We start from the raw sequence: 23493 nt of genomic DNA, 5'->3' as shown, positions 1-23493 counted from the left end.
GACAATGCAATTAGGTGCTCTGATTCCGTTTGGCGATACCGGTGGCGATCCGTCCACCGTTCGTGAATACGCCCAAAGCCTTGAAGGCCTGGGCTACGATTTCCTCGAAGCGCCCGATCATGTGCTGGGCGGCGGGCCGGTCGCGAGCAGTGCTGAGCCGCGTGCCGCGGTGGCCGGCGGCATGTATCATGATCCGTTCGTGCTGCTGGGCTATCTCGCCGCCGCTACGACCAAACTGGCGTTTTCCACCGGCGTGCTGATCGTGGCGCAACGCCAGACCGCGTTGGTCGCCAAGCAGGCGGCCTGCCTGGACGTGCTGTCCGGTGGTCGTTTCCGGTTGGGGATCGGTGTCGGCTGGAATCCTATCGAATTCACCGGCCTGAACGAAAATTTCCACAACCGAGGCCGGCGTTCGGAAGAACAGGCGCAGGTCATGCAGGCGTTGTGGGCGCAGCCGCATGTGACCTTCAAGGGTAAGTATCACACCATCGACGATGCCGGGATCAATCCGCGCCCGGCCTCCGGCAAGGTTCCGCTTTGGTATGGCGGACACCACGAGCACACGTTGCCGCGCATCGCCAAATGGGGCGATGGCTGGATGCCGAACGCGTATGCGCCGGATCAGTCGGCACTCGACATATTCGGCCATCTCCGCCGGTTGACCGAACAAGCCGGTCGCGATCCGGCTGCGGTGGGGATCGAGGTCTGGACGTCGATCGGCGAGGGCGCCGAAGCCGATTGGCACAAGGAAGCCGCATTCTGGAAGCAAGGCGGCGCAACTCATCTTTGCCTGACCACAACGTTCAATGGCAGGGCTCGGCATCGTCGTATCGCCGGCAAGACGCTGGGCGATCACCTGGCAGCGGCCAAGCGCTACCGCGACGTGATCGGCGACCTTCTTTAAGAAAGAACAAACAGATGCAACTAGGTGCAACACTGCCTGTCGCCGATATCGGCACTGGCCCCTCGGTGATACGAGACTACGCCCAGACCGTCGAAGGCCTGGGCTTCAACTACCTGCAAGCGCCCGATCACGTGCTGGGCGCCAATCCGGCAACGGTCGCCGGCAAGGGCAGGGTGGGGACCAGTGAAAATCCCTATCATGATCCGTTCGTGCTGTTCGGTTTCCTCGCCGCCTGTACCAAGACGCTTGGGTTCGCGCCCGGGGTGCTGATCCTGGCGCAGCGGCAGGCTGTTCTGGTCGCCAAGCAGGCGGCCTGTCTGGATGTGCTGTCGGGCGGCCGTTTGCGTCTGGGAGTCGGCGTTGGCTGGAACCAGGTGGAATTCACCGGCCTGAACGAGGTCTTCTCCAACCGCGGTCGCCGGTCGGAGGAACAGGTCCAGGTCATGCAGGCGCTGTGGGCGCAGCCGCATGTCTCGTTCAAGGGTCGCTATCACACCATCGATGACGCCGGTATCAACCCGCGCCCCACCTCCGGCCGCGTCCCCGTCTGGTTCGGCGGTCATCATGACGCGACCTTGCAGCGCACAGCGAAATACGGCGACGGCTGGATGCCGCTGGCCTATCCCGCCGACGAAACGGCTCTGGCGGTGTTCGACAAACTGCGCGGTCTGATCAAGGCTGAAGGCCGCGATCCTGCCAGTGTCGGACTGGAAGTTTGGCTGTCGCTGGGGTCCGGCGATGAAGAAGCCTGGCATCGGGATTTCGCGTTCTGGAAGAAGGCCGGGGTCACGCATGTGACAGCGCATACGACGTATGCCACGGGTCACCACAAACGTATCGCCGGTCGCACCGCCGCGGACCACCTGGCGGCGATTACGCGATTCAAGGAAGTTGTCGCGGATCTGGTGTAGAAACAATGAAGTAATCCCGCCGGCGCCCGATACGTCCGCGGGATCGCTTCATCGTCTCCTCGTCATGGTGAGCGCAGGCTCACCACCCACGCCTTTGCTTGGAAAGGCACAAGGCGTGGATACCGGCATCCGCCGGTATGACGAGTCGTTGCCGGAACAACGCCCAATCTGGCGCAGCCCGCTACAACGTCGCGAAAATCTCGCCCAGGCGTCGGATCGAACCCAGAACCTTCTCCTGCTCCAGCCCCGGCCATTGGCTGCGCATGATGAAGTGGTCGCTGCCCAGCAGTTCGACATAGCGCAGGATCTCGTCCCTCACCGACTCCTTGTCGCCGATGATGAAACGATCGCGGGCGAAGTCGTCGAAATTCGTTCCCTCCAGCGGGCTGGTCATGCCCCATTGCCCGTAGGCCGCATATTTGTATTCCAGCGCCGCCTTGCATTCCGCGTAAGCGGACGCTCGGCTGCTGCCGACATAGCATTCGCGCGCGATCGGGAACTCCAGCGGAGTCCGGCCATATTCTTTCAGCGCCGCCCGATAGGTCAGCATCTGCGGGGTGATCTCCTGGATCGACGACGCATTCGCAACCAACCACGCATCGCCAATCCGAGCGGCCCGTCGCACCGCCGAGTCCACCAGTCCGGCGACATAGATTGGCACGCCGCCCGGACGCGCCGGCTTCACGCTGATCCCCGCGTCCCGAACCGTGAAGAACTTCCCCTCGTGGGTAATGCGGCCGCCAGCCCACAGCTTACGCATCAGCGTCACGCTTTCGGAGAACCGACCGGCACGCTCCGCCAACGAAATCCCGAACGCGGTGAACTCCGGCTCCCGATACCCCAGGCCGGCACCCAGCACGTAGTTGCCGCCGGTCAGCACATCCAGCGTGGCGGCTTCCTCGGCCACATGCATCGGGTTCAGCAACGGCAGGATCAGAATGTTCGGCCCGACCACCATGCCTTTCGCCTCGGCCGCCAGGAAGGCCATCGCCGGCATGATCTGCAGCATCTGCATCGGTTGGGTCAGCCAGTGATGCGGGAACCACAACGACTTGAACCCGGCGTCACGCGCCACACGCACCTGCTCCACCAGGGCCGGGATTTGCGCCGGCACATTCTCCTCTTCCGGATACTGGGTGTTGATGAACAGTCCAACCTTCATCAGTCATTCCTCCATATGTTGCGCGATGCTACGCCATGATCGCATCCAAAGGAACGCGGACCAGTGGAAGTCGGGCTTGAACCCGAACCGGGGGCGCGCCACATTCGCGGCATGGACCAACGCCGCCCGCCCGAACTGGAAATGACCCTGAACGGTGACTTCGTCTCACCGCCGAGGCCACCGGTATCCACCCGCATCATGATGTGGGCGGTGGTGGCCGCGGTGCTCGCCGGGGCCTTGTCGGTGGCGGCGCTGGCGTTGTGGCTGGCGCTGATCATCCTGCCGGTGGCGGTCGGTGCCGGGGTCGTGGCCTGGGCGTTGTTCCGCTACCGCGTCTGGAAGGCGCAGCGATCAATGGCCGGCCAGCGGAGCGTCTGGCGCCCCTGACGCGGCCAGGATCCACTGCCGGAACGCGGCGACCTTCGGCCGGTCGCGATTGATCTCCGGACAGACCACGTAATACGCGAAATCCTCCAGCAGTGCGATGTCCGCCAGCCTGACAAGGCTGCCGGCGGCGATATCCGACGCCACCAGCGCGGCCGGCAACAGCCCCGCGCCCTGACCCGCCAGCACCGCCTGAACGAGCAGAGTGGAATCGTCGAAGGACGGGCCGCGCGGGGCCGCAACATCCGACACGCCCTGGGCTTGGAACCAGAACAGCCAGCCCTTGCGCTCGATTTCGTGCACCAGCGGCCACCGAGTCAGGTCCGCCGGACCCGCCGGCAGCCCGAACTGCCGCACGAGGTCGGGGGCAGCGACGGGAACGATCTCCACCGCCAGCACGCGCTCGCTGTGTAGTCTCGGATAGCGGCCCAGACCGTGTCGGATCGCGACATCCACACCATCGCGCTCGAAATCCGCCAGCGCCTTGCCGGTGACCACCTGAACGTCGATCCCAGGATGTTCGTCCTGAAAGTCCTTCAGGCGAGGCACCAGCCAGGCGGCGGCGAAAAACGGCGCGGCGCTGACGGTCAGGACGCCGCTATCGGCGGACACGGTCAGGCGCTTCGTCGCCTCGGTGATCTGCCGGAACGCATTGCGGATCGGCGGCAGGTAGCCCTGTCCGGCATCGGTCAGGAAGATACCGCGGTTCACCCGCCGGAACAGCGAGACCCCCAGATGCAGTTCCAGCGATTTCACCATCTGGCTGACCGCACCAGGCGTCACGCACAATTCGTCCGCCGCGTTCTTCACTGACAGATGCCGAGCGGTCGCCTCAAAGGCACGCAGGGCATTGAGCGGTGGTAGAAGATGCTCGATCATTTAGCTGACCTTAATCGAATGGCGCAGAAGTTCTGGTTTGCGGGCGGGGTTTGACCCGCACATCTTGTCCCAGAGACAATAATGAGGTCTTCTCCATGCCCGATATCTACCTTAGCCAAGCTAATGCAGCAAAAGAAGAACGCCGTCCCATGTTTTACGGCTGGTTCGTGGTCGCTGCGGCCTTCGCGGTGACGTTCGTCGGTTTCGGCAGCGCCTACACGTTCAGTGCCTTCGTCGAGCCTCTACAGAAGGATTTCGCCGCCTCCCGCGGGTCGGTATCGCTGGTGTTCTCCCTGGCCGGATTCCTCTATTTCGGCCTGGGAGTCGTCAGCGGGCCCTTGGCCGATCGGTTCGGCTCCCGCCTTCTGGCGGTCGGCGGCATGCTGCTGATCGGCGCGGGCCTCGCTGCCGCCGGTTTCGCCACCACCCTCACCGAGGTCTACGCAGCCTACGGCCTAGGCGTCGGTCTGGGCGTTGGGTGTTCCTACGTTCCCGCCCTCGGCGCGGTGCAACGGTGGTTCGTTCGGCGCCGAGGCTTCGCCTCAGGCCTGGCGGTCAGTGGCATCGGCGTCGGCACGCTGGCGATGCCGCCGCTGGCGTCGTTCCTGGTGCAGACACTGGGCTGGCGCGACGCATACCTGATCCTGGGCTGTCTCGCCGCCGTCCTGGGTGGGGGACTGGCGCTGCTGATCGAGAACGACCCGAGGGACCGCGGTCTGGCCCCTGACGGCGATCCCACGCGGTCCGACATCCGCCCCCAAGGCGCCTCCGTGCGAGTGGCCATCACCTCGGGACGGTTTATGGGCCTGTATGCCGCCTGTCTGATCGGCTCGTTCGGCTTGTTCATCCCGTTGGCGCATCTGGTGCCCTACGCGGTGGATCATGGCATCCCACCGGCGTCGTCAGTCCTGTTGCTGGGGATGATCGGAATCGGCAGCACCGCCGGACGGTTTTTCCTGGGCGACCTCGCGGATCGATTGGGCCGCCAGCATGCTTTGCTGCTGATGTTCGCCGGCATGGCGGTGTCGCTGGTGATCTGGCTGTTTTGCAACGGCTTCTGGGGACTGTCCGCTTTCGCCTTCGTCTTCGGCATCTTCTACGGCGGCTATGTCGCCGTGCTTCCCGCCCTGGTCATGGACTATTTCGGCGGACGCAATGTCAGCGGCATCATCGGCGTTCTCTACACCAGCGTGGCGTTCGGCACCCTGGTCGGCCCCAGTGCTGCCGGGTTCGCGTTCGACATTGGCCACAGCTACACGCTGCCCATCCTGGCCAGCATCGCCGGTAACGTCATTGCCGCCGGCATCATGCTGGCGATGCCGAAGCAGCCGTGAACGCTACGGCATCATCTCCCGAGCCAGCAGCGCGTAGGAGTGCCGCCGAGCCTGCTTGTCGTGCAAGGTGGTGAGGACGGCGATCTCCTCGACCTCACACCCGGCGGCAAGCGCGCGCAACTTGCCGGCAACCACATCCGGCGTGCCGAACAATGCGCGTGACCGCATCCGTTCGGCACGTTCGGCCTCGCCGCCCGTGTAGACCTGCGCTGCGGCTTCTTCCGGGGAAGGCAGCGCGGCGAAAATGCCCCGGTCGCGGTTCATCCGCGACACCAGCCGCGACTGGAACAGCCGCGCCGCTTCCTCCTGCGTGTCGGCCGCCATCGCCCAAACACACAGGGCCGCATGCGGCGCCGGATGCGCCTCGCTTGGGCGATAGCCTTCCCGGTACATCGCCATGGCCTGCTCGACACCGCGCCCGTCGGTGATGAAATGGGCGAAGCAGAACGGCAGGCCGAAATAGGCGGCAACCTGTGCGCCATAGTCGGAACTGCCGAGGATCCAGACCTCCGGCGTCGTCGGTCCACCAGGCTGCGCTCGTATCTCCCGAAACGGATGGTTTTCGATCAGTTTCGTCCCCGACAGCCACGCCATCAGATCGCGCACATCGGCGGGGAATTTGTCCGCCGCTGTCTCCGCCTGTGGGTTCAGTGCATAGGCCGTCCGCCCGTCCGAACCCGGCGCCCGTCCCAGCCCCAGGTCGATGCGCCCCGGCGCGATGGCGTCCAGCACGCGGAACTGTTCTGCCACCTTCAGCGCCGAGTAATGTGGCAGCATCACGCCGGCCGACCCCACACGGATGCGCTGGGTCGTCGCGGCGATGGCGGCGATCAGGATCTCCGGCGCCGTCCCCGCCTGGCTGTCGGAGTTATGGTGTTCGGCGCACCAGTAGCGGGCATAGCCCAGCGCCTCGCAATGCTGGGCGAGGGCGATGCTTTCGCGGATCGACTCGTCAGGCGAGCGGCCGGTGACGATGGTCGACTGGTCCAGAACCGAAAGCCGTAACATGCGCCGCTCCGTTTAGAAGATCGTCGTCCCGAACAGCGTGTCCAGCACCGCGTAGAGCAGGCCGCCGATCAGGAAGCCGACGATGGTTCCGTTCATGCGAATATATTGCAAGTCCTTGCCCACCCGCAGCTCCAACCGGTCCACCAGGGTGACGGCGTCCCAGTTCGCCACCACCTGGCTGATGAAGTCGGCGATGCGGACCTGGGCGTTGGGTAAGAAGGCGCGGACGGTACCCTCGGCGGCGGCCTGCAAACGAGCACGGGCGATGGGATCGGCTTCGAGTATGGCGCCGAGATTGCCCAGGCTGGCCTCGATGTAGGAGACCGCCCGCCCGTTCGGCTTGGCGATATCGGATTCCACGCCAACGCGGATGCGTGCCCAGATGTCCCACATCCAGGCCTGGATCGTCTCATGCGCGACCACCCGGCGGATGGCGAGCCCGACTTCGGCGGCGCGTTCCGGTTCGGTTTCCATGCGGTTGATCTCGCGGCGGACCCATTCGTCGAACGCGGCGCGCAGTTCCGATCCGTCCGGGCTCATTTTATCCAGTTCGGTGTTGATCAGGACCAGCACGCGGCGGGCGATGGACGCACCCATGGCCCAGCCGACCAGGCGGCCGCCTTGTTCGCGGACGCGTTCCTCGATCGCGGACCGCAGCGCGTCCTCGCGGCTGGCCAGTGTGGCCTTCAACTGGCTCAGGATGAAACCGAACACTTCCTGATGACGCCCGCCGTCCACCAGGCCGTGCAGCGCTCGGGCGACGACCTGCCCCCCCGCCGGTCCGCCGACGATCCGTGGGACCACGCGGCCCAGGACTCGCCGAGCGCGGCCATCTTCCACGGTGTTGAGCAGCCTGGGCAGCATGCCGGCCAGGGCGACGGCGGCCGGGCGGGCGGCTGCCGGGTCGGCGAGGAAGCGATGCACGATGCTGGGCAGGTCGAGTTTGGCGAGGACGTTGGAGACCTCGGCACCGGTGAAGACATGCGTCGCGACGAAGCGGCCGAACGCCTGGCCCATGCGGTGGCGCTGGTTGGGGATGATGGCGGTGTGGGGAATTGGTATACCGAGAGGATGGCGGAACAGCGCGGTGATTGCGAACCAATCGGCGACGCCGCCGATGAACCCAGCCTTGGCGGCGGCTTGCAGGAAGCCCTGCCACCAGCCATGCGGGACGAAGTAGCTGCCCAGGGTCAGGGCGGCCATCAGGACCAGCAAACCGGTCGCGAGTTGGCGGTGCCGGCGCAGGGCGCGTCTGGCCGGGGCATCGGGATCAGGTTTGGTCATCGACGCTCTGTTTATGCGAACGGCGCCCTTCCGTCCAACCCGGTGCAATGTTATACTGTAACCATGACCGACCCATTGTCTCCGACCGCCGGCGCCGGCGCCCGCCTGTTTTTGGTCGTGGTGCTGCTCGCCATGGTGTGGGCTGCTGTGGTGTGGGCGCTGTGATCACACTCGAAGACGTCGAATTGCGGCATGGGGGGCGGGTCATCCTGTCCGGGCTGTCGGGCACTGTCGACACCGGCAGTCTGACGGCGCTGATCGGTCCGAACGGGTCGGGCAAGACCACCCTGCTGCGGGCGATCGCCGGGTTGCATCCGCTGGCTGGCGGCCGGATCGATCGGCATGGGGTATCATCGGCGGATACCGCGTTGCTGGCCCAGGGCAGTCACCTGGACCGGTCGTTCCCGATCACGTGCCGCGACGTGGTGGCGCTGGCGGCGACCCGGGTGGGGGCGTTCCGCTCGATCGGCCGCGGCCGGATGGCGGCGACGTCGGCGGCTTTGGACCGGGTCGGCCTGGCCGGGATGGAATCCCGCCCGATCCAGGCGCTGTCCGCCGGCCAGTTCCAGCGCGTGCTGTTCGCGCGGACGATCGTGCAAGATGCCAAGCTGATCCTGCTGGATGAGCCGTTCACCGCCGTCGACACCGCCACGACGCAACTGCTGCTGTCGGTGGTGCATGACTGGCATGCGCAAGGCCGCACCGTGATCGCTGTGCTGCACGACATGGACCTGGTGCGGGAACATTTCCCTCACACGATGATGTTGACCGGCCAGACGGCGCAGTGGGACGCGGGGTTGCAGGCGGCCTGATGCTGAATTTCCTGCTGGAGCCGTTCACGCTGGGCTTCATGCGGCGCGCCCTGGCGGGATGTCTGGCGCTGTCCATTGCTGCGCCACCGCTGGGCGTCTTCCTGGTGCTGCGCCGCATGAGCCTGATGAGCGACGTGTTGCAACACGGCGTCCTGCCGGGGATCGCCATCGGCGCGATCTTCGCCGGGCTGTCGGTCTGGGCGATGGGCATTGGCGGCGTCGTGGCCGGGCTGGCGGTCGCGGTGGTGGCCGGCTGGCTGGCACGCCGCACCGGCGGGCGGGAGGACAGCCAGCTCGCGGGCATGTATCTGCTGGCGCTCGCGGCCGGCGTCGCGCTGATCTCATCACAGCATAGCCTGGACCTGACGCACCTGCTGTTCGGCAATGTGCTGGCGGTGGACGACACGGCGCTGTTCGGGATGGCCGGCGTGGCGACGATCACCCTGCCGGTGCTGGCGCTGATCTGGCGGCCGCTGGTGCTGGAAAGCCTCGATCCGGGTTTCATGGCGGCGACGTCGGGGAAGGGGGGGCTGTGGCACCTGATCTTCCTGGTGCTGGTGGTGCTGTGCGTGGTCTCGGGCTTCGTCGCGCTGGGCACCTTAATGTCGGTTGGCCTGATGATGCTGCCGGCAATCGCTGCCAGGCATTGGTCCGATTCGCTGGCGGGGCAGGTTCGGGTTTCGGTGCTGCTGGCGTGTTTGTCCTCGGTGGGGGGGCTAATCCTGTCGTACAACGTGGATATTCCCGCCGGCCCTGCAATCGTGTTGACGGCGGGGGGGCTATGGCTGCTCAGTCTGGTGGCCGGCCCGCGTGCGAGTCTGTGGCGGCAGGCGATGCCGCACGCGTAAGAGGCGGGGACACGGGGTAGGGAACGGTCATGGATTGGTCGCGTCGGAAAGTGTTCGTAACCGGAGGAGCCGGCTTCCTCGGCTCCAACCTCTGCCATGCGCTGGCGGCTCGCGGTGCCCGGGTCACTGCGCTGGACGGATTCCTGTTCGGCGGTGGCGCCAATCCGCGCAACCTGGACGGCGCGGACATCGACTTCGTGCGCGGCGACATCCGGGAGATCGATCTGCGGCCGCTGTGTGAGGACGCCTCGGTCATCTTCAACCTCGCCGCGCAGACCAGCCACATGGGCGGGCAGGCCGATCCCCTGGCCGACATCGCCGTCAACGCGGTCGCCCAGGTGCGTCTGATCCAGGCCGCGCGAGAGGCCGCGCCGGACGCCGTCGTGGTGCATGCCTCCACCCGCCAGTTCTACGGCCGCGTGGAAAAGCTGCCGGTGGACGAACGCCAGCCGGTCGCGCCGCCCGACGCCAACGGCGTCTCCAAATTCGCCGGCGAGCAGTACTGGATGCTGGAAAACCGCGTCCGCAACCGTCCCGTCGTGTCCTTACGGCTGACCAACTGCTATGGCCCCCGCCTGCGGATCCGTGACGCAAGACAGACCTTCCTGGGCATTTGGATCCGCTGCGTCCTGGAAAAACGTCCGTTCGAGGTCTGGGGTGGCGCGCAACTGCGCGATCTGACCTATGTGGACGACGTCACCGAGGCGTTTCTGGCCGCCGCGGAACAGCCCGCTTGCCACGGTCAGATCTATAACATCGGCGGGTCGCCCCCGGCCTCGTTGCACGACCTGGCCGAGATGGTCGTACGCCTGGCTGGCGGCACCTATGTCACGCGCGAATTCCCGGCGGATCGCGCGCGTATCGACATCGGTAGCTACCATGCCGACGACGGCGCGTTTCGGGCAGCCTCGGGTTGGGCACCGCGGACGTCGCTGGAAGACGGCATCGGCCGGACCTTGGATTGGTACAGAACCAGACTGGCGGACTACCTGTGATCCCTCAGGCCAACCCCGGCGCCGGGTATCGCGCCCTGAAAGCCGAAATCGACGAAGCGGTGGCGAGGGTCCTGTCGTCCGGCTGGTATATCCTCGGCAACGAATTGCGGGCATTCGAGGCTGAATTCGCTGCCTGGATCGGCGTTTCCTCGGTGATCGGCTGCGGCAACGGCACGGACGCCATCGCCCTGGCGCTGCGTGGCCTGGGTATCGGGTCCGGCAGCACCGTGGTGACGGTCTCCCATACCGCCGTGGCGACAGTGGCGGCGATCGAAATGACCGGCGCGACGCCGCTGCTGGTCGATATCGATCCGGTTCATTACACAATGGACCCGGAAGCGCTGCGCCGAGCGCTGGAACAGCCACTGCCTGGGCTGCCGAAAATCCAGGCTGTTGTCGTGGTACATTTGTATGGACAACCGGTCGATCTGGCGCGGATCGTTCCGCTGTGCCGCGAGCACGGCGTGCTGCTGATCGAGGACTGTGCCCAGGCGCACGGCGCACGCCTGCAAGGCAAGCGGGTCGGCACGTTCGGCGACGCTGCGACTTTCAGTTTCTATCCCACCAAGAACCTGGGTGCGTTTGGGGATGGCGGCGCCGTCGCGGTCTCCGATCCTGCTGTCGCCCAACGCATCGCCGCGCTGCGCCAGTACGGCTGGCACAAGCACTACATCAGCGATGAGGTCGGCATGAACAGCCGGCTGGATGAGGTCCAGGCCGCCATCCTGCGGGTCAAGCTGGCGCATCTGGACCGCCACAATGCGCGCCGCCAGCAGATCGCGACGGCCTACACGACCGTCCTTGAGAACGGCCCGTTGCGACCCCCTGGACAGCGCGGGGATGCCGATCACGTCTATCATCTCTATGTGACGCGATCACGGGGTCGGGATCGGGCGCAAGCGGCTCTGAAGCAACAGGGGATCGGCACCGGCATCCACTACCCGGCCCCGGTTCATCGGCAACCCGCTTATGCCGGCCGCGTTGCGCTGGGACCCGGCGGCTGTCTGGAAACCGAACTGGCCGCCACGGAGATTCTTAGTCTGCCGCTGTATCCGGAACTGACCGATGCCGAGGTCGAGACCGTGTGCGGTGCGTTGAAATCCCTATTTCGGCACGATTGATTTGTTGCCGCCCGGCGATCCGGGTGGCGGAATCACCGGCGTCGTGCCTTCGGCATCCCGGGGAGGCTTGACCGCCATCCCCGGGTCGACCTCTGGCGGCTTGATCGTGCCGTTGTGTTCAGCGAGCCGGTCACTCAGGTTGCCGTGCGCCGGTGCGATCTGCTCCGGCGGCGGTGACGGCGCATTCGGCGGCGCCACTGGCACGGTCGGGTTTTGCGGCGGCGCGGGTTGCGGGTTTTGCGCCAGCGCCGGCGTCGCGGCCATGATCAGCGCGGTCAGCGAAAGTACTCGCAGCATAGTGCCATCCTTGTGGTGACCCCCCCCTAACGCACCAACCCCCGCGGCGTTGCAGGCTTGTCCGGCGCGTAGTCGCCGGCGACCGACGCCGACTGATCGAAAAACTCCGTCATCGCATCCAGCAGCACGGACGCGGGAATCGGTCCCTCCGCGTCGATCACGCTCAACGCCAGCGCCTTGCGGGTCTCCACCCAGCGCGACGGATCGTCGTCGCGCACCGCCATGTGGGTGATCAGTTGCTTCACCACCGTCTCCAGCACGATCAGGCGTGCAGGGACGTCATCGATCTCCGTCATCGTCGCTCCCAGGGGTTGTGGTGATGGCGCGCTGCTTAGCACCGGCAGGTGAGTCATGGGACCGCCAAAGCGACCGGCTGACGGCAACGTGAGGCACGAAAAAATGTTTGACGCGAAGCCTCTAGGCGCCTAGACGCGGCGGCGGGTCACGTCCCCCCACCGGGACGCTTTTCTTCTGTAAGGGAGAACCGCATGGCAAGCGCCGCGACACCGGACGTACGTCCGTCGAATCCCAATTTTTCCTCTGGTCCTTGTGCCAAACGTCCCGGCTTTACGCTGGACGCACTGGCGGGCGCATTCCTCGGTCGCAGCCATCGTGCCGCCGAACCGAAGGCTCGATTGGCCGAGGTCATCAGCCTGTCACGGTCGATCCTGCGTATGCCCGCGGACTGGCGTCTGGGCATCGTGCCGGGTTCCGATACCGGGGCCGTGGAGATGGCGCTGTGGTCCATGCTGGGCGCTCGCGGCGTCGATATCATTACATTCGAAAGCTTCGGCGAGGGCTGGGCGACCGACGTCGTCAAGCATCTGAAGCTGGCGGATGCGCGTGTGCTGTCCGCCCCGTACGGCGAATTGCCTGATCTGGCCTTGGTCGATTCGCGGAAAGACCTCGTGTTCCCGTGGAATGGCACCACATCCGGCGTGCGCATGCCGAACGCCGATTGGATCGCCGCGGATCGGCAAGGATTGGCGATCTGCGACGCCACATCCGCCGCCTTCGCGATGGATTTGCCGTGGGACAAGCTGGATGTGGTGACGTGGTCCTGGCAGAAAGTGCTGGGCGGAGAAGCCGCTCATGGCATGCTGGCGCTGTCACCGCGCGCCGTCGAGCGCCTGGAAACCTACACACCCGACAGGCCACTACCAAAAGTGTTCCGCTTGACGTCGAAGGGCAAAATCGCCGAGGGCGTCTTCAAGGGCGAAACCATCAACACCCCATCCATGCTGTGTGTAGAGGATGCGCTCGACGGCCTGCGCTGGGCCGAACGCATCGGTGGCCTGCCCGCTCTGATCGCTCGTTCCGAGGCCAATCTGACTGCCGTCGCCGCCTGGGTTGCTAACAGTGACTGGGCCGACTTCCTGGCGAAGGATGCGACGACCCGGTCCCGCACCTCGATCTGTCTGAAAATCGTCGCGTCGTGGTTCACCGCGCTGCCGGCGGATGGCCAGGTGAAGGCGGCGAAGCAATTGGCGTCGCTGCTGGAAAAGCAAGGTGTGGCCTACGATATTGGCGCTTACCGAGACGCACCGCCGGGCCTGCGTATCTGGGCCGGCGCGACCGTGGAGACCAGCGACATCCAGGCGCTGCTGCCCTGGCTGGACTGGGCCGCTGCTCAGGTTGCCGCGTCATTCGTTCCTGCTCAATAAGGACGCCCCAATGCCCAAGGTATTGATCAGCGACAAGCTGTCGCCCGCTGCTGTCGAGATTTTTCGTAACCGCGGCATCGACGTCGATCTGAAGCCCGGCCTTTCCCCGGCCGATTTGCGCGCCATCATCGGCGACTACGACGGCTTGGCCATCCGTTCCGCCACCAAGGTAACAAAAGAACTGCTGGCCGCCGCGACCGGGCTGAAAGTCGTAGGCCGAGCGGGGATCGGCGTCGACAATGTCGATATTCGTTCCGCCACCGCGCGTGGCGTGGTGGTGATGAACACACCGCACGGCAACACCATCACCACCGCCGAACACGCCATCGCCATGATGTTCGCCCTCGCTCGGCAGATCCCTGAGGCCTCCGGTTCCACCAAAGCCGGCAAATGGGAAAAGAACCGCTTCATGGGCGTCGAATTGACGGCCAAAACGCTGGGTCTGATCGGCTGCGGCAACATCGGTTCGATCGTCGCCGATCGCGCGGTCGGGCTGAAAATGCGTGTCCTGGCCTACGACCCATATCTGTCGGAGAAAAAAGCGCTGGAACTGGGCGTCGAAAAGGCCGATCTCGACACGGTGCTGGCGCGTGCCGACTTCATTACGCTGCACACACCGCTTACCGACGCGACCCGGAACATTCTGTCTCGCGAGGCGCTGGCGAAGACCAAAAAGGGCGTCCGCATCATCAACTGTGCCCGCGGTGGCCTGTTGGATGAGGCCGCATTGGCTGACGCCATCAAGTCCGGTCATGTCGCCGGTGCCGCACTGGATGTGTTCGAAACCGAACCCGCAACCGACTCACCCTTGTTCGGGCTGGAGAATGTTGTCTGCACGCCGCACCTGGGCGCCGCGACGGCCGAGGCACAGGAAAACGTCGCCCTCCAGGTCGCCGAACAGATGAGCGACTTCCTGCTGACCGGAGCCGTAACGAACGCCATCAACATGGCGTCCGTCTCGGCCGAGGATGCGCCGCGCCTGAAACCCTACCTGGAACTCTGCCGTCTGCTGGGCGCCTTCGCCGGCCAACTGACCCAGGCTCGGGAAGGCGCGATCAGCCGCGTCACCATCGAATACGAAGGCCAGGCCGCCGCGCTGAACCATCGTCCACTGACCGCCGCGATGCTCGCCGGCCTGATGTCTCCGCTGATGGAGGGCGTCAACATGGTCAACGCCGGCGTCGTCGCCCGCGACCACGGGATCGATGTCGCCGAGACGGTGCATGACCGCCCCACCGAATACCTGACTTTGGTGCGGGTGACCGTGGAAACCGCCGGATTGACCCGTTCGGTGGCCGGCACGCTGTTCGCCGGGTCCAGGCCGCGGATCGTCGAGATCAAGGGCATCAAGGTCGAAGCCGATTTCGCCCCGCACATGCTTTACGTGACCAACCAGGACAAACCCGGCTTCATCGGCCGTTTCGGCGCCACGCTGGCGGGGGCAGGGATCAACATCGCCACCTTCCATCTGGGCCGAGCGGAACTGGGCGGCGATGCAATCTGCCTGGTGTCGGTGGATGAGGGCGTACCGGAGCCGGTGCTGGAGATGGTCCGCACGCTGCCGCTGGTGATGCAGGCGACGGGGCTGGCGTTTTGACCCCGCGACTGGGGTGACATAAGCAACCCGCTGATCGACAAACCAAATCCGCGACATTTCCGGGTTGACACCCCCGCGTCCGTCGCTATAACGCGCCCTTCCGGTCGCCAGGGGCTCCCACGCCCCTCGCGGCCCGCGCTGTCATAAGAAAGTTTGAGCCAATGTTCGCTGTCATCCGCACCGGCGGAAAGCAGTACCGCGTTACACCCAACGCGCTACTCAAAGTCGAGAAACTGGACGCCGAAGCCGGCGGCACCGTGACCTTCACCGACGTGCTCGCCGTGGGCGTTGACGGCAACTTGACCATTGGTGCGCCGATCGTCGCCGACGCTTCCGTCACCGCGACCGTGATCGCCCAGGATCGCCTGGACAAGGTCATCATCTTCAAGAAGCGCCGCCGGCAGAACAGCCGCCGCCGCAACGGCCATCGCCAGCACGTCACCGTGCTGCGCATCGGCGGGATCAACGCCAACGGCCAGACCTACACCGCGCCGGCCGCTGCCGCCGAACCCGAAGCCGTCGAAGCAACGCAGGAGTAAACCGCCATGGCACATAAAAAAGCAGGCGGCTCGTCCCGCAACGGCCGCGATACCGAAGGCCGCCGCCTCGGCATCAAGAAGTTCGGCGGGGAAAAGGTCATCGCCGGCAACATCCTGGTCCGTCAGCGCGGCACCAAGTGGTATCCCGGCACCAATGTCGGCCTCGGCCGCGACCACACGATCTTCGCCCTGGTCGACGGCAAGGTGAAATTCACCCGCCGGTCCGAAGGCAAGGTGCATATCTCCGTGGAGCCGCTGCCGCTCGCCGCCGAGTAGCATCGACCCCACATAACGTCTGCGCGGGGGTCGGTATCCATGCCGGCCCCCGTTTCATTTCCGGACCAGACCCATGAAATTCCTCGACCAGGCCAAGATCTACCTCCGCTCCGGTGACGGCGGCGACGGTGTGGTCGCTTTCCGGCGAGAGAAGTTCATCGAATTCGGCGGCCCGGACGGCGGCAACGGCGGCAAGGGCGGCGACATCATTTTCGTTGCCGAACACAATCTGAATACGCTGATCGACTTCCGCTACACCCAGCATTTCCGAGCGCCGAAGGGCGGCAGCGGTTCGGGGTCGGATCGGACGGGCGCGGGCGCGAACGACGTCACGGTCACTGTCCCGATCGGCACCCAGGTTTTCGCCGACGACCAGGAGACGATGCTGGCCGATCTGGACATCGCCGGCAAACGAATCACGCTGCTGCAGGGTGGCGACGGCGGCTTCGGCAACGCGCACTACAAGACCTCCACCAACCGGGCGCCGCGCAAGGCGACGAAGGGGTGGCCAGGCGAGGAACGCTGGGTCTGGCTACGGCTGAAACTGATCGCCGACGCCGGTCTGGTAGGACTGCCCAATGCCGGCAAATCCACCTTCCTGGCGGTCGTATCCGCCGCCAAACCAAAGATCGCCGACTACCCGTTCACCACCCTGCATCCGCAGCTTGGCGTCATTCGGCTGTCCAACACGGAAGAATTCGTGCTGGCCGACATCCCCGGCCTGATCGAGGGCGCACACGAAGGCGCCGGCCTCGGTGACCGCTTTCTGGGCCATGTCGAACGCTGCGCCGTCCTGCTGCATCTGATCGACGGGGCGGCCGGCGACGTGGTGAAAGCCTGGCGTACCGTCCGCGGCGAAATGTCAGCATACGGAGGCGGTCTGGCCGAAAAGCCCGAGATCATCGGTCTGAACAAGTCCGATTCCATGACACCACGCGAAACCTCCTCCCGAATGGCTGCCTTGCGGAAAGCCTCCGGCCGTCCGGTCTACCTGTTGTCCGGCGCCACTGGCCAAGGGGTTCCGGAATTGCTGCGCACCCTGCAAAACACCATTCACACCACGAGGCAGGAGCAAGCCGCGTGATCCCTTCGATTGCGACGGCGCAGCGGATCGTCATCAAGATCGGCAGTGCGCTGGTGGTGGATGAAAAACAGGCCGCCCCGCGCAGCACGTGGCTGGACAGCGTCGCCGCCGATATCCAGGCGCTGCGGGAACGCGGCATCGACGTCATCGTGGTGTCCTCCGGCGCCATCGCACTGGCTCGCCGCACTTTAGGTTTGACCCAGAAGCGACTGAAGTTAGAAGAAAAACAAGCCGCCGCCGCCGTCGGGCAAATCCGCCTGGCGCAAGCCTGGAGCCAGGCCCTATCGGCGCGTGATCTGACCGCCGCCCAGTTGCTGCTGACCCTCGACGACACCGAGGATCGCCGCCGCTACCTCAACGCCCGTGCGACCCTGAACACCCTGCTATCCCTGAACTGCATCCCGGTGATCAACGAAAACGACACCGTGGCCACCGCCGAAATCCGCTTCGGCGACAACGACCGCCTGGCCGCCCGCGTCGCCGAGATGGTGCAAGCCGACCAACTGATCCTGCTGTCCGACATCGATGGACTCTACACCGCCGATCCGCGCCGAGACCCGCATGCCGCGCATATTCCGGTGGTTGAAGCGCTGACCCCCGAGATCGAGGCGATGGGCGGCGAACCCCCGCCCGGCTACTCCTCCGGCGGCATGCGCACCAAGCTGGTTGCCGCCCGCATCGCCACCCAGGCCGGCTGCGCCATGGCGATCGCCATCGGCAATGTCGAGCGTCCCTTGCAGAACCTGGAACGCGGCGCCCGCTGCACCTGGTTCCTGCCGACGCCCGAGGGCCGCAATGCCCGCAAACGCTGGATCGGCGGATCGCTCTCAACGCTGGGTGTCCTGACCGTGGACGCCGGCGCTGCACGAGCGCTAGCCAACGGGCGGTCGCTGCTGCCGGCGGGGGTCAGGGCGATCGAGGGCGCGTTCGAACGCGGTGACGCCGTCACAATCGTTGGCCCCGATGGTACCATTCTCGGGCGCGGCCTGTCCGCCTACGCCAGCACCGACGCCGAACGCATCGCCGGCCACCGATCCGACCAGATCGAGGCAATCCTGGGCTGGCGCGGGCGGGACGAGATCATCCACCGCGACGATCTGGTCCTGGGATAACATCCGGTCTAGCCTGTCCCCTGACGACCACTTTCAGGGGAAACACGGCCATGGCCATCAGCTTCAACCACGTCCATATCAAGACCGCGGACGTCGCGAAAACCGTCCAGTATTACATCGACAATTACGGTGCCACGAAGAAGTCCGAGATGCCCGGCCGCGGCTGGCAGCTCGATCTGCACGGCACACAACTGAACATCACCACGCTCATCAGCGAGCAGAACCACGAGCAACATCTCGGCATCGAACATATGGCCGTTACCACCGACGACTATGCCGGCCTGCTGGCGAAGCTGCGCAAGAACGGCGTCGAGGTGCTGGAGGAACTGAAAGGCAGCAGCGGCAATCGTGTCGCTTTCGTGTCGGCGACCGATGGCTCACAGATGGAAATCATCGAAAAAGCCTAGGATTCATCCAATGGCATTGAAAGATCAGATTCCGTTCGGCATGTCGCTGCCGCATCGGTCTCCGGACACCATCGGCATGGACGCTGTCCGGACTGTCGCCACCAAGGCGGAGGCTTTGGGTTTCCGTGATCTGTGGGTGACGGAAAACACCCTGGATCACGTGAACTCCTTCGATCCGCTGACCGTGCTGACCTATGCCGCGGGCACGACCAGCCGGATCCGTCTCGGCGCATCCGTGCTGGTCCTGCCGGTGCACGACCCGCGTATGGTCGCGCATCAATGGGCAACTTTGGACTATGTCAGCAACGGTCGAGCGGTTATGGGCGTGGGCATCGGCCGGCCGTTTCATTTCGAAGAGTTTGAGGTTCCGCAGGAAGCCCGCGTCGCCAGGTTTCGGGAACAGATCGATATGATCCGTACCCTCTGGACTCAGGAAAAGGTCGCGCACAAAGGCCGCTTCTATCATCTGGAGGGCACCAAACTGGGCGTCCGTCCGGTGCAGACGCCGTTGCCGATCTGGATGGGCGTCGGACATCCAAACGCCATCCGCCGTTCAGCCGAACTGGCCGATGGTTGGATGGGTGCCGGCGGTTCCACCAGTGAGGATTTTCGCAAAGCCGTCCCGCTGCTGCGGGAAGCCCTGGAAAAAGCCGGCCGCGATCCGGGTAAGTTCCCGATCTCGAAACGTATCTTCATCGCGGTCGACGAAAAGCCGGACGCTGCCAGGGCCGAACTGAATCGCTGGTACACCGAGGTCTACCGCAATCCCCCCGGAACCGACACATCCGGCATCCACGGCACGCCGGAGCACGTGCGAGAACGGTTGCAGGAAATGGTCGCCCAGGGCGCCAATCATCTGCTGTTGAACCCCGTCTCCCGCCACGTTGAGCAACTCCACGCCCTGGCGGAGGTCGTCGGCTTGTCCTGAACGTGGATTTCCGCATCACCCAGGATCAGGAACGCTTGCGGCAACGCTGCCTGACCTTGGCCGCTGATTTTGCCACACGATCGGCCGAACACGACCGCGACGCCTCGCATCCCACGGAAAACTACGACCGCCTGCGCGCCGAGGGCTTTCTGTCGCTGACGATTGACAAATCCCTCGGCGGCCAGGGGTTCGACTTCCTCAGCCACACCATCGCCTACGAAGCGCTGGGGCAGGGGTGTCCGGCGACGGCGCTGGCGTTCAACATGCATGCCTCGGTGGTGATGCCGCTGCTGCAAAGCCCTGACGTTACACCGCAGGCGAAACAATACCTTGCCGATCTGGTCGTACGCCAGGGCAAGATGATCGGCGGCAATTTCTCCGAACCCGGAACGACATCCCTGATTGGCGAACGCGGCCTATCCGTGCGCGCTCGTCCTGTGGAGGGCGGATACAGCATCAGCGGACGGAAAATGTTCGCCTCCATGCTGGAAGCGACCGATTACGTGCTGGTGCTAGTCTACCCCGAAACGGCGACCAGCCCGACCGCCGGCATGCTGGCGTTGATACCGCACGGCGCTGCCGGACGCAGCGTCAACGCCAACTGGGATACGCTGGGCATGAGGGCAACACGCAGCGACTCCCTGGTGCTGGACGATTGCCGCGTGCCCGACGACGCAATCCTGTATCGATCGGACGATATCAGATCGTTCCGGTGCGCGTACCTGAACTGGTTCTGGGGATCCTACACAGCCGTCTATCTCGGTCTCGCCGTCGCGGCCTACGACGAAATCCGCCGCGTGGTCAAAGCCCGCCAACCGCCAGGCTACGTCCAGCCGTTGGCATACCATCCCGACGTCCGTCGTCACATCGCAACGATGAGCGCCACGCTGGAGGCCGCCCGCCTCGTCACCTATCGTTCCGCCTGGCTAAGCGACACCCAGGGCCCCACGCCCGAAACGACAACCGCGCTGTACAGAGCGAAATACCTCGTCGGGGAAGCGGTCAGCAGCGTCACCCGGACGGCTCTGACCCTGGGCGGCGCGCACGGCATCTTCAAGGGATCGCGCCTGGAACAACTGTTCCGAGACGGCGCACTGGCGGAAATCCAGCCCCCGCCAACGGATTTCTGCCTGTGGAACATGGGCATACACGAGCTCGGGCTCGACCCGGCCGACGTACTGCCGCCGCTGGCTACGCCGCCGCGACGGGAATCCTGAGCGCCTTTGCCGCAACTATCATTTTCTCATCGAACGTTATCACGATCGCATCGATCCGCTGGGCGATCGCGAGGTTCAAAGCATCGGCGGTGCGTAACGTCAAATCCAATCGCCGATGCGCCTGCGTCGCGGTCATGACGTCGGCCGTCGTCGTTTCGGCCCGTTCGGTATTCCTGGCCGTCCAAGCATCGAATTCCGCGAATACACGCCGAGCGACGCGGTCGGTGACCTCACGTGTCCTGACTCGGCGCGCGATCACCGACGCGAATTCCGCGCCGGCGAAGTCGCTCACGATCAGGACGTCCGGATGGTTCCGAATGTAAGCATCGGCGCGCGATGTGAAGATGTCGTTCGTCAGCAGCGCGACAATCACGCTCGCATCGAGATACAGACTCACCGTTCGTCTTCGTCACGCATCCGGCTGACCGCCGTTCCCGCATCCTCGGTGGCGTTCATCTCAACCCGGTGCGCTGCCAGCCAGTCCAGGTCTTCCGGCGTAACCGGTTTCGCGCGAGGCCGCAACGGTTTCAGCTCCACCACAGGGTGGCCATGACGTGTGATGATCACGGCTTCGCCCGCGATGGTCCGGTCGATCAAATCGGACAAGTGGTTCTTGGCTTCGGCGACACTGTGCTGGCCCATGGGACAAAGTATAGCCATCCGATAGCCATTTGTCCAGGAAACCTATCGCGTCCACCCCGCGGGTGAAGCCGTCAGATGCCGCGGCGCCTCACCCTCCCACAGCAAATCCCCGGCCTCGGTCGCCCCCCACGCTGCCGCCACACCCAGCGCCTGCAAGCCGTCCTTCGCCGTCGCCAGGTAGTTCACGTGATGATGCCCATGCACGATCAACCGGACGCCCATAGCCCGAGCCAGCGCGTCGAGCGCGGGATTGCCGGCCGGGTGACTGCTGGGCGCCTCATGCGTCACCAGGATATCCGCCCGCTGGCTGGCCAGCCCATCGTAATCCTCCGGCCAGATGGCGGTCGTCCCCAGCGAGTGGACCAACGCCTTGATATGGTCGGGCCGCCAGCCGCGCCCCATCTGCCGCACGTCCTCCGGCAATTCCGCCCGCCCGTGCAGGCGCGGCGGGGCAGGGGGCTCCCAGATCCTCGGGCGGAACGTCCCGCCCAACCCGGCAATCCGCACCCCTTCCACCTCCGTAACACAACCATGCAACGACTGCGGCGCCGTAACCGGATTATGATCCGGAGACGTAAGAAAATGCCACATCCCCGGGCCGCCGTCGTTGTCGTGATTGCCGAAAATCCAGTGCACCGCGATGCCGCGGGACAGCAACGGTTCGGCCAGCACATCCAGCGGCTTGTCGCATTGCACGTCACCCAGGATCACCGCCGCCCTGGGCAAAACCGGCAACGCGGCCAGCCCGCGCTCGACCTTGTTCCACATCTGATGGATGTCGCCGATAAATACGATCGTCATGTGCCTCCCCAAACGCTCCGCACTTGACGGTATCGCCACGGCGTCCCACGCTGGATCAATACAAGCACGCCAAGCGCTGCCCATCCAGCCCAAGGCAAGGCAATCGGGGACACGAACCATGAAGTACCAGCTTATCGTGGCGGCGTTGTGCGCGCTGCCGGCGACCGCTTTCGCTCAGAATTGCGAGATGAAACTCGGTGCCATGGGCCCGATGTCCGGCGGCGCGGCGCAATGGGGCCTGGCCATGAAAAGCGCCGCCGAACTCGCCGCGGCCGAGGTGAACCAGCAAGGCGGCGTCAAGATGGGCGACAAGACCTGCAAGGTCGTCGTCGTGCCCTACGACAGCAAATACACCGCCGACGGCGCGGCCGCCGGGTCCAACGCCTTCGCCGCCCAGGATATCCACCTGATCATCGGCCCGGTCGGATCACCGGAGGCGACCGGCATCAAGCCGGTCGCGGCGCGGAATGAGCAGGTTGCCTGGAATGCCGCCTATGCCAAGAACTCGCTGGAACCGAAATTTCCGTTGATGTTCCATATCGCGCCAGGTCCGGCGGTGTGGGGTGAAGCCGTTGTCAAACGCGCCATGGCGGTGTTCCCGATGAAGACCGTGACGCTGATCGCACCGAACGACCAGGCGGGAACCGACACCGTCAGCTTAGACGTCGAAGCGTACAAGGCCAACAAGGTCGCCACCACGGAAGAATATTACCAGCGCGGCACGACCAATTTCGCCCCGATCGTCACCCGTATCCTCGCCGCCAAACCGGATGTCGTCGACACCGCATCCTCTCCCCCCGGCGACGCGGGCGTCATCGTCAAGCAGCTTCGCCTCGCTGGCTTCACCGGCGCGATCGGACGGCTGGGTGGTCCCGGCACGGACGAAATCATCCGCGTCTCCGGCGGCATCGATGTGCTGAAGGACTTCTTTTGGTTTGAGACCGTGCCGACCGATGACCCGAAAGTCAGGGACATCGATGCGGAGTATAAGAAACTCCTCGGCAAGGACCCGATCGGCGGCACCGCCGTGTGGGCCGACCTGCCCGCCGCGCGCATGACGCTGAAGGCAGTCTCGATCGCCGGTACCGACGATGCCAAGGCCGTCGCCGCGGCCTTGCGCACCTTGCCGGTGGACGATCCCAACATCGGCAAGGGTTACTGGACCGGCAAAAAGCAATACGGCCTGGCCCAGGAACTGAACTTTCCCTTCGGCATCGGCATCATCAAGGATGGCAAGAACCTGGGTGTCGAGCGGCAAGAGGTAAAACCCGAATAGCCACCAGAAAC

At 65.0% G+C, this 23493-nt stretch carries 26 protein-coding genes and 1 pseudogene; 18 read left to right on the top strand and 9 right to left on the bottom strand.

What is annotated here, in order from left to right; genetic code table 11:
* Positions 1 to 4 precede the first annotated feature (4 nt).
* Both GSQ89_RS30920 and GSQ89_RS30915 read left to right on the top strand, forming a co-directional pair.
* On the top strand, positions 5 to 904 hold the full coding sequence (locus tag GSQ89_RS30920; protein WP_158931943.1) for an LLM class F420-dependent oxidoreductase: 900 nt from the start codon (positions 5 to 7) through the stop codon (positions 902 to 904).
* Positions 905 to 918: 14 nt separating this feature from the next.
* The gene (locus GSQ89_RS30915) at positions 919 to 1815 is read left to right on the top strand and encodes an LLM class F420-dependent oxidoreductase (protein WP_158931942.1); all 897 of its coding nucleotides are present in this window, start codon (positions 919 to 921) and stop codon (positions 1813 to 1815) included.
* A gap of 181 nt (positions 1816 to 1996) precedes the next feature.
* Here GSQ89_RS30915 and GSQ89_RS30910 read toward each other — a convergent pair whose 3' ends face one another.
* Positions 1997 to 2977 carry an LLM class flavin-dependent oxidoreductase gene (locus GSQ89_RS30910; RefSeq protein WP_158931941.1) on the bottom strand — a complete coding sequence of 327 codons (981 nt, stop codon included), beginning with the start codon at positions 2975 to 2977 and terminating at the stop codon, positions 1997 to 1999.
* A 63-nt stretch (positions 2978 to 3040) separates the two neighbouring features.
* Between GSQ89_RS30910 and GSQ89_RS30905 the strand changes: the two genes are divergently transcribed.
* Positions 3041 to 3364 (top strand): hypothetical protein, encoded by a 324-nt coding sequence (locus tag GSQ89_RS30905; protein ID WP_158931940.1) that lies wholly within the window; start codon positions 3041 to 3043, stop codon positions 3362 to 3364.
* Here the strand turns inward: GSQ89_RS30905 and gcvA are convergent.
* Positions 3329 to 4240 (bottom strand): transcriptional regulator GcvA, encoded by a 912-nt coding sequence (gene gcvA, locus GSQ89_RS30900; RefSeq protein ID WP_174254954.1) that lies wholly within the window; start codon positions 4238 to 4240, stop codon positions 3329 to 3331. The genes GSQ89_RS30905 and gcvA overlap by 36 nt on opposite strands.
* Positions 4241 to 4335: 95 nt before the next feature.
* Here gcvA and GSQ89_RS30895 point away from each other — a divergent pair, with 95 nt between their 5' ends.
* The gene (locus GSQ89_RS30895; RefSeq protein WP_158931939.1) at positions 4336 to 5574 is read left to right on the top strand and encodes an MFS transporter; all 1239 of its coding nucleotides are present in this window, start codon (positions 4336 to 4338) and stop codon (positions 5572 to 5574) included.
* Between the two features lie 3 nt (positions 5575 to 5577).
* Here GSQ89_RS30895 and GSQ89_RS30890 read toward each other — a convergent pair whose 3' ends face one another.
* Together GSQ89_RS30890 and GSQ89_RS30885 are read right to left on the bottom strand one after the other, a co-directional pair.
* Positions 5578 to 6582, bottom strand: a complete 1005-nt coding sequence (locus GSQ89_RS30890; protein ID WP_158931938.1) for an LLM class flavin-dependent oxidoreductase — start codon at positions 6580 to 6582, stop codon at positions 5578 to 5580.
* Between the two features lie 12 nt (positions 6583 to 6594).
* Complete coding sequence (locus GSQ89_RS30885) at positions 6595 to 7866, bottom strand: DUF445 domain-containing protein (RefSeq protein WP_158931937.1); 1272 nt, start codon at positions 7864 to 7866, stop codon at positions 6595 to 6597.
* Positions 7867 to 8027: 161 nt separating this feature from the next.
* On the opposite strand from GSQ89_RS30885, the gene GSQ89_RS30880 reads away from it, so the two are divergent.
* Genes GSQ89_RS30880 through GSQ89_RS30865 form a run of 4 tightly spaced genes read left to right on the top strand, consistent with a single transcriptional unit; the run spans position 8028 to position 11642 of the window.
* A complete protein-coding gene (locus GSQ89_RS30880) occupies positions 8028 to 8678 on the top strand; it encodes a metal ABC transporter ATP-binding protein (RefSeq protein ID WP_254073437.1) in 651 nt (216 codons plus the stop codon).
* On the top strand, positions 8678 to 9526 hold the full coding sequence (locus GSQ89_RS30875) for a metal ABC transporter permease (protein ID WP_158931935.1): 849 nt from the start codon (positions 8678 to 8680) through the stop codon (positions 9524 to 9526). Before GSQ89_RS30880 ends, GSQ89_RS30875 begins: the two co-directional genes overlap by 1 nt.
* Before the next feature lie 29 nt (positions 9527 to 9555).
* Positions 9556 to 10521, top strand: a complete 966-nt coding sequence (locus GSQ89_RS30870) for an NAD(P)-dependent oxidoreductase (protein WP_158931934.1) — start codon at positions 9556 to 9558, stop codon at positions 10519 to 10521.
* On the top strand, positions 10518 to 11642 hold the full coding sequence (locus GSQ89_RS30865) for a DegT/DnrJ/EryC1/StrS aminotransferase family protein (RefSeq protein WP_158931933.1): 1125 nt from the start codon (positions 10518 to 10520) through the stop codon (positions 11640 to 11642). The genes GSQ89_RS30870 and GSQ89_RS30865 overlap by 4 nt, the downstream gene beginning before the upstream one ends.
* Here the strand turns inward: GSQ89_RS30865 and GSQ89_RS30860 are convergent.
* Positions 11625 to 11939, bottom strand: coding sequence for a hypothetical protein (locus tag GSQ89_RS30860; RefSeq protein ID WP_158931932.1), 315 nt, complete (start codon positions 11937 to 11939; stop codon positions 11625 to 11627). The two genes, GSQ89_RS30865 and GSQ89_RS30860, sit on opposite strands and share 18 nt — an antisense overlap.
* A 26-nt stretch (positions 11940 to 11965) precedes the next feature.
* Entirely contained in the window at positions 11966 to 12235 is a 270-nt protein-coding gene (locus GSQ89_RS30855) for a hypothetical protein (RefSeq protein WP_158931931.1), read from the bottom strand.
* A 192-nt stretch (positions 12236 to 12427) separates the two neighbouring features.
* On the opposite strand from GSQ89_RS30855, the gene GSQ89_RS30850 reads away from it, so the two are divergent.
* From GSQ89_RS30850 to GSQ89_RS30810, 9 genes and pseudogenes are all read left to right on the top strand, one after another.
* Positions 12428 to 13603, top strand: a complete 1176-nt coding sequence (locus GSQ89_RS30850; RefSeq protein ID WP_158931930.1) for a phosphoserine transaminase — start codon at positions 12428 to 12430, stop codon at positions 13601 to 13603.
* 10 nt (positions 13604 to 13613) lie between these two features.
* Positions 13614 to 15200 carry a phosphoglycerate dehydrogenase gene (gene serA / locus GSQ89_RS30845; RefSeq protein ID WP_158931929.1) on the top strand — a complete coding sequence of 529 codons (1587 nt, stop codon included), beginning with the start codon at positions 13614 to 13616 and terminating at the stop codon, positions 15198 to 15200.
* 161 nt (positions 15201 to 15361) lie between these two features.
* Positions 15362 to 15670 (top strand): annotated as a pseudogene (gene rplU, locus GSQ89_RS30840) (50S ribosomal protein L21); the annotation flags it as partial.
* 75 nt (positions 15671 to 15745) lie between these two features.
* The gene (rpmA, locus tag GSQ89_RS30835; RefSeq protein ID WP_158931927.1) at positions 15746 to 16015 is read left to right on the top strand and encodes a 50S ribosomal protein L27; all 270 of its coding nucleotides are present in this window, start codon (positions 15746 to 15748) and stop codon (positions 16013 to 16015) included.
* Positions 16016 to 16088: 73 nt separating this feature from the next.
* Positions 16089 to 17099: a GTPase ObgE gene (obgE, locus tag GSQ89_RS30830; protein WP_158931926.1), complete on the top strand. Its 1011-nt coding sequence runs from the start codon at positions 16089 to 16091 to the stop codon at positions 17097 to 17099.
* Positions 17096 to 18211 (top strand): glutamate 5-kinase, encoded by a 1116-nt coding sequence (gene proB, locus GSQ89_RS30825; protein ID WP_158931925.1) that lies wholly within the window; start codon positions 17096 to 17098, stop codon positions 18209 to 18211. The genes obgE and proB overlap by 4 nt, the downstream gene beginning before the upstream one ends.
* A gap of 50 nt (positions 18212 to 18261) precedes the next feature.
* Positions 18262 to 18618 (top strand): VOC family protein, encoded by a 357-nt coding sequence (locus tag GSQ89_RS30820; protein WP_158931924.1) that lies wholly within the window; start codon positions 18262 to 18264, stop codon positions 18616 to 18618.
* Between the two features lie 10 nt (positions 18619 to 18628).
* A complete protein-coding gene (locus GSQ89_RS30815) occupies positions 18629 to 19546 on the top strand; it encodes an LLM class flavin-dependent oxidoreductase (RefSeq protein WP_158931923.1) in 918 nt (305 codons plus the stop codon).
* A gap of 2 nt (positions 19547 to 19548) precedes the next feature.
* Entirely contained in the window at positions 19549 to 20763 is a 1215-nt protein-coding gene (locus GSQ89_RS30810; RefSeq protein WP_158931922.1) for an acyl-CoA dehydrogenase family protein, read from the top strand.
* Here GSQ89_RS30810 and GSQ89_RS30805 read toward each other — a convergent pair.
* The 3 genes from GSQ89_RS30805 to GSQ89_RS30795 are packed head-to-tail and all read right to left on the bottom strand — an operon-like array spanning position 20738 to position 22206.
* On the bottom strand, positions 20738 to 21160 hold the full coding sequence (locus tag GSQ89_RS30805) for a type II toxin-antitoxin system VapC family toxin (protein ID WP_158931921.1): 423 nt from the start codon (positions 21158 to 21160) through the stop codon (positions 20738 to 20740). The two genes, GSQ89_RS30810 and GSQ89_RS30805, sit on opposite strands and share 26 nt — an antisense overlap.
* Complete coding sequence (locus tag GSQ89_RS30800; RefSeq protein WP_158931920.1) at positions 21157 to 21423, bottom strand: type II toxin-antitoxin system Phd/YefM family antitoxin; 267 nt, start codon at positions 21421 to 21423, stop codon at positions 21157 to 21159. Before GSQ89_RS30800 ends, GSQ89_RS30805 begins: the two co-directional genes overlap by 4 nt.
* A gap of 24 nt (positions 21424 to 21447) precedes the next feature.
* Positions 21448 to 22206: a metallophosphoesterase gene (locus tag GSQ89_RS30795; RefSeq protein ID WP_158931919.1), complete on the bottom strand. Its 759-nt coding sequence runs from the start codon at positions 22204 to 22206 to the stop codon at positions 21448 to 21450.
* Positions 22207 to 22324: 118 nt separating this feature from the next.
* On the opposite strand from GSQ89_RS30795, the gene GSQ89_RS30790 reads away from it, so the two are divergent.
* The gene (locus GSQ89_RS30790) at positions 22325 to 23482 is read left to right on the top strand and encodes an ABC transporter substrate-binding protein (RefSeq protein ID WP_158931918.1); all 1158 of its coding nucleotides are present in this window, start codon (positions 22325 to 22327) and stop codon (positions 23480 to 23482) included.
* Positions 23483 to 23493 lie beyond the last annotated feature (11 nt).

Origin of the sequence: Acidisphaera sp. S103 (genome assembly GCF_009765975.1) — a bacterium.
GTDB lineage: Bacteria > Pseudomonadota > Alphaproteobacteria > Acetobacterales > Acetobacteraceae > Rhodopila.
This window is presented reverse-complemented; position numbering and strand designations above follow the sequence as displayed.

Excerpts from the sequence above, each read along its gene's own strand:
- GSQ89_RS30920 (WP_158931943.1), top strand. The coding sequence starts at position 5 with ATGCAATTAGGTGCTCTGATTCCGTTTGGCGATACCGGTGGCGATCCG.
- GSQ89_RS30915 (WP_158931942.1), top strand. The coding sequence starts at position 919 with ATGCAACTAGGTGCAACACTGCCTGTCGCCGATATCGGCACTGGCCCC.
- GSQ89_RS30910 (WP_158931941.1), bottom strand. The coding sequence starts at position 2,977 with ATGAAGGTTGGACTGTTCATCAACACCCAGTATCCGGAAGAGGAGAAT.
- gcvA (WP_174254954.1), bottom strand. The coding sequence starts at position 4,240 with ATGATCGAGCATCTTCTACCACCGCTCAATGCCCTGCGTGCCTTTGAG.
- GSQ89_RS30895 (WP_158931939.1), top strand. The coding sequence starts at position 4,336 with ATGCCCGATATCTACCTTAGCCAAGCTAATGCAGCAAAAGAAGAACGC.
- GSQ89_RS30890 (WP_158931938.1), bottom strand. The coding sequence starts at position 6,582 with ATGTTACGGCTTTCGGTTCTGGACCAGTCGACCATCGTCACCGGCCGC.
- GSQ89_RS30885 (WP_158931937.1), bottom strand. The coding sequence starts at position 7,866 with ATGACCAAACCTGATCCCGATGCCCCGGCCAGACGCGCCCTGCGCCGG.
- GSQ89_RS30875 (WP_158931935.1), top strand. The coding sequence starts at position 8,678 with ATGCTGAATTTCCTGCTGGAGCCGTTCACGCTGGGCTTCATGCGGCGC.
- GSQ89_RS30870 (WP_158931934.1), top strand. The coding sequence starts at position 9,556 with ATGGATTGGTCGCGTCGGAAAGTGTTCGTAACCGGAGGAGCCGGCTTC.
- GSQ89_RS30860 (WP_158931932.1), bottom strand. The coding sequence starts at position 11,939 with ATGCTGCGAGTACTTTCGCTGACCGCGCTGATCATGGCCGCGACGCCG.
- GSQ89_RS30855 (WP_158931931.1), bottom strand. The coding sequence starts at position 12,235 with ATGACGGAGATCGATGACGTCCCTGCACGCCTGATCGTGCTGGAGACG.
- GSQ89_RS30850 (WP_158931930.1), top strand. The coding sequence starts at position 12,428 with ATGGCAAGCGCCGCGACACCGGACGTACGTCCGTCGAATCCCAATTTT.
- serA (WP_158931929.1), top strand. The coding sequence starts at position 13,614 with ATGCCCAAGGTATTGATCAGCGACAAGCTGTCGCCCGCTGCTGTCGAG.
- rpmA (WP_158931927.1), top strand. The coding sequence starts at position 15,746 with ATGGCACATAAAAAAGCAGGCGGCTCGTCCCGCAACGGCCGCGATACC.
- obgE (WP_158931926.1), top strand. The coding sequence starts at position 16,089 with ATGAAATTCCTCGACCAGGCCAAGATCTACCTCCGCTCCGGTGACGGC.
- GSQ89_RS30820 (WP_158931924.1), top strand. The coding sequence starts at position 18,262 with ATGGCCATCAGCTTCAACCACGTCCATATCAAGACCGCGGACGTCGCG.
- GSQ89_RS30815 (WP_158931923.1), top strand. The coding sequence starts at position 18,629 with ATGGCATTGAAAGATCAGATTCCGTTCGGCATGTCGCTGCCGCATCGG.
- GSQ89_RS30800 (WP_158931920.1), bottom strand. The coding sequence starts at position 21,423 with ATGGCTATACTTTGTCCCATGGGCCAGCACAGTGTCGCCGAAGCCAAG.
- GSQ89_RS30795 (WP_158931919.1), bottom strand. The coding sequence starts at position 22,206 with ATGACGATCGTATTTATCGGCGACATCCATCAGATGTGGAACAAGGTC.
- GSQ89_RS30790 (WP_158931918.1), top strand. The coding sequence starts at position 22,325 with ATGAAGTACCAGCTTATCGTGGCGGCGTTGTGCGCGCTGCCGGCGACC.